Annotated in this window: 9 protein-coding genes and 1 pseudogene; 6 read left to right on the top strand and 4 right to left on the bottom strand. The window is 40.8% G+C overall.

Features of this window, described 5'->3' with window-relative positions; all coding sequences use genetic code 11:
• Together FC30_RS09710 and FC30_RS01625 are read left to right on the top strand one after the other, a co-directional pair.
• Positions 1 to 149: pseudogene (locus FC30_RS09710) on the top strand (RNA-guided endonuclease TnpB family protein); the annotation flags it as partial.
• A 259-nt stretch (positions 150 to 408) separates the two neighbouring features.
• Positions 409 to 804 carry an RpnC/YadD family protein gene (locus FC30_RS01625; protein WP_191978427.1) on the top strand — a complete coding sequence of 132 codons (396 nt, stop codon included), beginning with the start codon at positions 409 to 411 and terminating at the stop codon, positions 802 to 804.
• Positions 805 to 862: 58 nt separating this feature from the next.
• Here FC30_RS01625 and FC30_RS01620 read toward each other — a convergent pair whose 3' ends face one another.
• From FC30_RS01620 to FC30_RS01605, 4 genes are all read right to left on the bottom strand, one after another.
• Positions 863 to 1,129: a hypothetical protein gene (locus tag FC30_RS01620; RefSeq protein ID WP_005917882.1), complete on the bottom strand. Its 267-nt coding sequence runs from the start codon at positions 1,127 to 1,129 to the stop codon at positions 863 to 865.
• Between the two features lie 77 nt (positions 1,130 to 1,206).
• Positions 1,207 to 1,494 carry a hypothetical protein gene (locus tag FC30_RS01615; RefSeq protein WP_005917880.1) on the bottom strand — a complete coding sequence of 96 codons (288 nt, stop codon included), beginning with the start codon at positions 1,492 to 1,494 and terminating at the stop codon, positions 1,207 to 1,209.
• Between the two features lie 332 nt (positions 1,495 to 1,826).
• Entirely contained in the window at positions 1,827 to 2,468 is a 642-nt protein-coding gene (locus FC30_RS01610; RefSeq protein ID WP_010688398.1) for an HD domain-containing protein, read from the bottom strand.
• A gap of 14 nt (positions 2,469 to 2,482) precedes the next feature.
• The gene (locus FC30_RS01605; protein ID WP_010688397.1) at positions 2,483 to 3,262 is read right to left on the bottom strand and encodes an alpha/beta hydrolase; all 780 of its coding nucleotides are present in this window, start codon (positions 3,260 to 3,262) and stop codon (positions 2,483 to 2,485) included.
• 137 nt (positions 3,263 to 3,399) lie between these two features.
• Between FC30_RS01605 and rsmG the strand changes: the two genes are divergently transcribed.
• The 4 genes from rsmG to FC30_RS01585 are packed head-to-tail and all read left to right on the top strand — an operon-like array spanning position 3,400 to position 6,632.
• Complete coding sequence (rsmG, locus tag FC30_RS01600) at positions 3,400 to 4,143, top strand: 16S rRNA (guanine(527)-N(7))-methyltransferase RsmG (RefSeq protein WP_010688396.1); 744 nt, start codon at positions 3,400 to 3,402, stop codon at positions 4,141 to 4,143.
• Positions 4,144 to 4,145: 2 nt separating this feature from the next.
• The gene (noc, locus tag FC30_RS01595) at positions 4,146 to 4,982 is read left to right on the top strand and encodes a nucleoid occlusion protein (RefSeq protein WP_010688395.1); all 837 of its coding nucleotides are present in this window, start codon (positions 4,146 to 4,148) and stop codon (positions 4,980 to 4,982) included.
• An 11-nt stretch (positions 4,983 to 4,993) separates the two neighbouring features.
• Positions 4,994 to 5,761, top strand: a complete 768-nt coding sequence (locus FC30_RS01590; RefSeq protein ID WP_010688394.1) for a ParA family protein — start codon at positions 4,994 to 4,996, stop codon at positions 5,759 to 5,761.
• On the top strand, positions 5,751 to 6,632 hold the full coding sequence (locus FC30_RS01585) for a ParB/RepB/Spo0J family partition protein (RefSeq protein WP_010688393.1): 882 nt from the start codon (positions 5,751 to 5,753) through the stop codon (positions 6,630 to 6,632). Before FC30_RS01590 ends, FC30_RS01585 begins: the two co-directional genes overlap by 11 nt.
• Positions 6,633 to 6,642: the final 10 nt, after the last annotated feature.

Here is a 6,642-nt window from a genome sequence, read left to right as displayed (position 1 = left end):
GTGGTCATATTAAGACTGGTGAAGAAAAAGTTGGGCTTAATGGCAACTTAAAATATGGAACTAAGCACAACGAATATATCTGTTATGAATGCGGAAATATTATGGATAGAGATGAAAACGCAGTGTTGAATTTATTAGCACTGATATAAAAAATACAGGGGGTGGGCTACACCCTTAAACTGTAAGAGTTAGTCACTGTCATTACCCTCTCGTTAGGATATGGGAATACTAATGTTGACGGCAGTAAATAAAATTAGGAAAGGAAAAACTATATAATTCTTTCTAACAATGTAGAAGAATGTACTTAAACTTCCATATTGTTCTACATTTTATATAGCAGAACATAACATTATTTTAAACGCTAAAGCTAAAGATTTTTCGGCTGTTTCACAAGGATTGGCGGCTTTTTTGAAATATGTAGATACAGATGTTCCGACGAGTGCTCTTACATGTAAGATAGCTGATGATATTGTTATTTTGAAAACTAACACGCAAAAGGAAGGTGATTATATGTTCTATGAATTAGAATTTCGTTCACGCCTTGCTAGGGAAACAAAGAAAGTAAGTAAAGAGACACGAGAAAAAGGTCTAGCCGAAGGGCGAAAGGAAGGACGAAAAGAAGGTAGAAAAGAAGGCCTCACCGAGGGATGGGCCAAAGGTGAAAAAAGAGTTGTTTGTGATATGATCAGTCGCCTGACTGCTAAAGGATATTCCAAACAAGATGTCATTACTACGGTTACAGAATTGACTCATTTTACAGCAGAAGAAGCTATTGTGCTTTATGACAAGTTATTTGTAAAGTGATCGAAAAAGGCTCACGGTGAAAAGTTTTCAGCGTGGGTCTTTTTGACTTGTTAGTAAGTTATTCATTTGGTGCTTCGTAAATATTACTTTGACTTTCAGCACTTGAATCAGAAGCAGGATGTGTTTGCTTTTGAGACTGGGTGACCGGAGCAAGTGCATCATTGAGACGCCCGATCGGATCATAAGCCCACAAGAAGAGGCTGACGACCACTAAGTTGAATAACGTAAAAGCTAACCACCAGTTGAATAAGGCATGCATAATACCATTAGTCGTAGCTTTTGCCTTGAGATAGGCGTGTCTGTATGGATCGTTTTCTGGTTCCATTTTAGCCATCCTTTCTTAGCGTGTTATAAAGTTATTTTTACTTAAAAATAGATTTTTTGCAACTAAGATCATCAATTTTATTCAGCCTGATAGACATCACTTGTATCAGTACTATCTTCTGTAGTTTCGGGTGTGGTGGAATGTTGCTGTTGGGGTCGTGTTTGCTGGACAGTTGTGTTGATCGTTTCGGTTATCCGTCCAACAGGGTCAATGATGATCCAGAAAAACCACAGCATCAAACAAGTGATAATGATATGAAAGAGACCAAAGATCAAATACCAAATAAAAGCTGAACATAAAATACCATTAGTCGTTGCTTTGGATTTCAAATAACGGTCTCTATAAGGGTCGATATCTCTTTTCATAATGATCATCCTTTCTATATATGATGCAGTATCCTATTTTTCTCCACACTTCTATAAAAAAACCTCCGCAAGGGGAGTGCGGAGGAAAAAAGGAGTATGTTTACCTAGTAGCAAGGGGGGCTGACTAGGTAATGTTTCAGCTATAGGACTACACCTGTGTGATGTTTTGCTTTAGCTTATGGTTACAGTATAGGCGCTTAAGCTAAAGAAAAAGTAATCGTTTTCTTAAGGATTAGATACAAAATACTTAAAAATATATAAACAATAAATTTTTATACTAAATTTATTGAAATAAATATCTGATAAGTATTTTATTTGATGATAGCCCAACTTTACCAATCAGTTTTAAAAGCTGTAACGTATGCTACCATTAGCTCGTGTCGCTCTTGGGCGATCGCTTTAGCTTCGGCAGTGTTTAACATGTCTTTGATCTTGAACAGCTTTTCGTAAAAGTGGTTGATGATCGTTTCATTTGAAAGATCACGGTAAGCCGTTTTATCGAGTTTTTCTCGGGGTGGCATCGCGGGATCGTAGAGTTTTTCTTCATGACGTGCACCATAGTAAATGGCGCGAGCGATCCCGATCGCCCCGATCGCATCTAACCAATCGGCATCTTGGACGATCTGACCTTCGAGACTAAGCTCTTGTTTGCCAGCTAAAGAGTGAGAAAATGACATCTTACTGATGATCTCCATGATGTGGTCTTGGTCACTTTGACTCACCTCCAAAGCTTGCATTTGTGCAATAACGCTGGCTTTAGCTTGGTCAATGTCAGTAAATAATTTTTCATCGACAACATCATGTAATAAGGCAGCAGCTTGGACCACAAAGCTATTACCGCCGAGTTTTTCATTTAGGTTACGGGCCATCTTGACAACGCGCTCAATGTGCGCCATGTCGTGACCGGTGTGATCGTGAGAAAGCTTTTCATAAGTGTAGGCATGAAGCTGTGCCAATTGTTGTGTTTGATCCATTTGAACGACCTCGTTTATTTTTTAGTAAAACTGTGCTTGATAAACTCGAATAAGAAATCTAAGCTATATGGAGTGAAGAAGGCATCTGAACTCAAGGTCGCCCCCTCAAAGTTGAATAATGAAACTTCACTTCCACGCGCTTGGATGGTTGTTAAGAGCTCAGTGGCTTGTTTATCGGTCAGCGTATGGTCAGCTGTACCGTTTAAGATCAAGATCGGTGGTAATTTTTGGCTATTTTGTAAGAGCAATTCACTGAGAAACGGTCCTGGAAAAGGGTGCGGTGTCAGTGACGTTTCCAATAGTAATCCGCCCTTATAGCGTAAAGGAGAACGTCTGACATCTTCATCATTTGACCGTTGTTGACCTTGGTCTAAGATGCTCAAACTGCTCAAATATCCCCCTAGACCTTCGCCAAATAGTAAATAGCGGTAAGGATCAAGACCGTATTTGAAGGCATGATCAAGCAAAAAGCGAGTGGCTGAGTGGATATCTTTGACCATGGCGGTGACGTCAGCAGTGGTACGGTATGAAACTAAAGCTACAGCATAGCCACGTTTGGCGATCTCGAGCATTTGCGCAAACCGTTCATCGATCTTGACCATATTATGTTCATCGATATCAGGAACATAGATGAGTAGGGGAAAATGAGCTTTAACGTTTGGGGGAATAGGGGGAGTGATGAGATTTAACGTTAAGGGACATCCGTCTTTAAAGGCATAGACAAGATTGGTCTGGATCTTAGGGTAGCGTGGGACAAGTGGTTCATTGAAATTGATGATACTATTTTGTTCCATATTAAAATCCTCCAAATTTAAGCTTGATTTGCGGGGGCAAGACTTGTATTTCCGCATTAAATAAATTACTATTATAATAGCACGTGAAACATATAAATTAAACAATGTTTCACAATTAGATCAGATAAGGGGAACAAATGACACCAGAAGAATTTAGAGCGGCATTGGCGAAGCGGGGAGTGGAACTTTCTGATGAGCAAATGCAACAATTTCAAACCTACTACGAATTTTTAGTTGCTACAAATGAACACGTCAACTTGACTGCGATCACCAAACAAGAAGAGGTCTATTTAAAGCACTTCTATGATTCACTTTTACCGGCGCTTGAAGTCAAAGATATTCAAACACGTGCTTTAAGTATTTGTGATGTTGGTGCGGGGGCGGGGTTCCCATCGATCCCACTTAAGATCGCATTTCCGAATTTGAAGGTCACGATCGTTGATTCTTTGAATAAACGGATCAAATTTTTAGAGGAATTATCCCAAAAATTAAACTTAACAGATACGCATTTTTATCATGCTCGGGCGGAAGAATTTGCCGGTAAAAAGAGTGAATTCCGTGAAAGTTTTGATGTCGTAACGGCGCGGGCTGTCGCGCGTTTATCGGTCCTAAGCGAGTTTTGCTTACCATTGGCCAAGTTAAATGGGCGTTTTATCGCATTAAAGGCGCAAAAAGCCAATGAAGAATTAGCGGATGCTAAGTATGCAGTGGCTACACTTGGTGGTAAAATTGAGGAAGATATCCAGACCGCTTTGCCTAAGAGTGATGAGACACGGCATATCATCGTGATCTCGAAGAAAAAACCAACGCCAAATAAATATCCGCGCAAGCCAGGCACACCAGCTAAGCAGCCTTTACAGGCGCCCCAAGGGAGGAAATAAAAATGGCATTTTCATTTTTTAAGAAGAACAAGGAAGAAGAACCAAACGACAAAAATCGGGTCCAAGAGATCGAATTGAGCAAGATCGTGCCGAACCAAAACCAACCACGGACGATCTTTAGTGAAGAAAGCATCGCTGAATTGGCAGATACGATCTATGATCACGGCTTGTTGCAACCGATCGTTTTGCGCAAGTTAGGTGATGATCAATATGAGATCATTGCTGGTGAAAGACGTTTTCGGGCGGTAACTAAGCTCGGTTATGAAAAAGTTCCAGCGATCGTACGTGAGATGAGTGATGCTGAATCAGCTTCTTTAGCGATCATCGAAAACTTACAACGTGAAGGCTTAACTGCAGTTGAAGAAGCTAAAGCCTATGCTCATTTGATGCAATTAAACGAATTGACGCAAAAACATTTAGCTAAAGAAATGGGTAAGAGCCAAGGGTTTGTGGCGAACAAATTACGCTTGTTGAAGTTACCAACGCAAGTCCAAGATGCGATCTTAGACCGTTCGATCACTGAACGCCATGGTCGGAGTTTGTTGACGGTCGAAGATGAAGCTACCCAATTAGAATTATTAGCTCAGATCAAGGAAAATGATTGGTCAGTTAAAGAAACAGAAGCTGCGATCGCGGCCTTGAACCAACCAAAACCAGAAAAGAAGAAAAAAACTAAGACGATCACAAAGAACGTGGCACCTAACCAAAAAGTTGCTGTCAACACTGTGAAAAAAGCGGTCCAAATGGTTGAAAAATCAGGTGTTAAAGTTAACGTGACCGAAGAAGATACAAAAGAGTTCCATCGCATCATTATTGATATTCCAGTCGCTAAAGACTAGGGGGGATAATTTTGGGAAGAGTTATTGCATTAGCAAATCAAAAAAGTGGCGTTGGTAAAACGACCACCAGTGTTAATTTGGCTGCCAGCCTTGCTGACCTCGGGCAAAAAGTGTTATTGATCGACATGGATGCCCAGGGAAATGCAACGAGCGGTATCGGGATCGATAAAGGACAGATCAAACAAGATATTTATGACGTATTAGTCAATGAAGTCGAGCTAGAAGATGTGATTCTACATACCAAACGCGATAAGTTAGACGTTGTTCCAGCCACGATCCGGTTATCTGGAGCTGAGATCGAGTTGGCCTCACAGTTTGCGCGTGAGAAACGTTTGGCTGATGCTTTGGTCTTGATCAGGGATGAATATGATTTTATCTTGTTGGATTGTCCGCCTTCACTGGGCTTATTGACGATCAATGCCTTTACGACCTGTGATTCGATCTTGATCCCTGTTCAAAGTGAGTACTATGCTTTAGAAGGCTTGAACCAATTAGTCAACACGATCAAATTAGTGCAAAAACACTTCAATCCTACTCTAAAGATCGAGGGTGTTTTGATGACAATGCTTGATTCTAGAACTAATCTAGGCAATCAAGTCGTTGCTGAAGTGAAAAATTTCTTTGGTGACACAGTTTATCAAACGGTGATTCCTCGGAATATCAAGTTATCAGAAGCTCCAAGTTACGGAATGGCGATCGTTGACTACGATCAAAGATCTAAGGGAGCATTAGATTATGAAGCTTTGGCAAAGGAGGTTTTGGCGACTTATGCCAAATAAGAAAAACAAAGCCTTAGGGCGCGGGCTAGAAGCTTTATTTTCGACTTTTGAAGAGGATGCTCAAGCCGAAGAAACTGTGGTCGAACTAAAGATCGATGAGATCCGGTCAAATCCTTATCAACCACGAAAGATCTTTGACGAAGCTGGTTTGGCAGAACTAGCTGAGTCGATCAAACAACAAGGTGTCTTTCAACCGATCATCGTGCGTTCGTCAAGTGTAATGGGCTACGAATTGATTGCGGGCGAAAGAAGATACCGTGCTTCCAAGCTAGCTGGCAAAAAAACGATCCCAGCGATCGTGCGTCAACTAGATGAAGAAGAGATGATGGAGATCGCGGTGCTAGAAAATCTTCAGCGCGAAGATCTCACACCTTTGGAAGAAGCGCAAGCCTACAACACGCTGATGGAAAACTTGCATTTGACCCAAGCTCAAGTTTCCGAGCGCTTAGGGAAGTCACGGCCTTATATCGCTAACTATCTACGGTTGTTGAGCTTACCAAAAGAGGTCAAGGAAATGTTGCAAGAAGGTCAATTGTCGATGGGCCAAGCGCGGACCTTGTTATCATTAAAAGACAAGAAGAATTTAGTTCAGTTAGCTAAAAAGACGGTCAAAGAAAATCTGACCGTCCGCCAATTGGAACAATTAGTCAGTGAACTAAATGGTGAGAAACACCATAAAAAAGCTGCTAAAAGAAAAGTTGCTTTGGATCCACATTTGCAGAAGAGTGAAGACCTATTAAAGGAGCGCTTTGGGACAAATGTTGCGATCAAAAGCACTGCACGCTCAAAAAAGGGCAAGATCGAAATTTCGTATTTATCAATGGATGATTTGAACCGCATTTTGGATATTTTAGATATTCATTTAGATTAAGTGAGGGATG

Origin of the sequence: Ligilactobacillus animalis KCTC 3501 = DSM 20602 (genome assembly GCF_001434535.1) — a bacterium.
In the GTDB taxonomy this organism is placed as follows: Bacteria; Bacillota; Bacilli; order Lactobacillales; family Lactobacillaceae; genus Ligilactobacillus; species Ligilactobacillus animalis.
The sequence above is the reverse complement of the archived record's forward strand: the minus strand, read 5'-3'. Positions and strand labels throughout refer to the sequence as shown.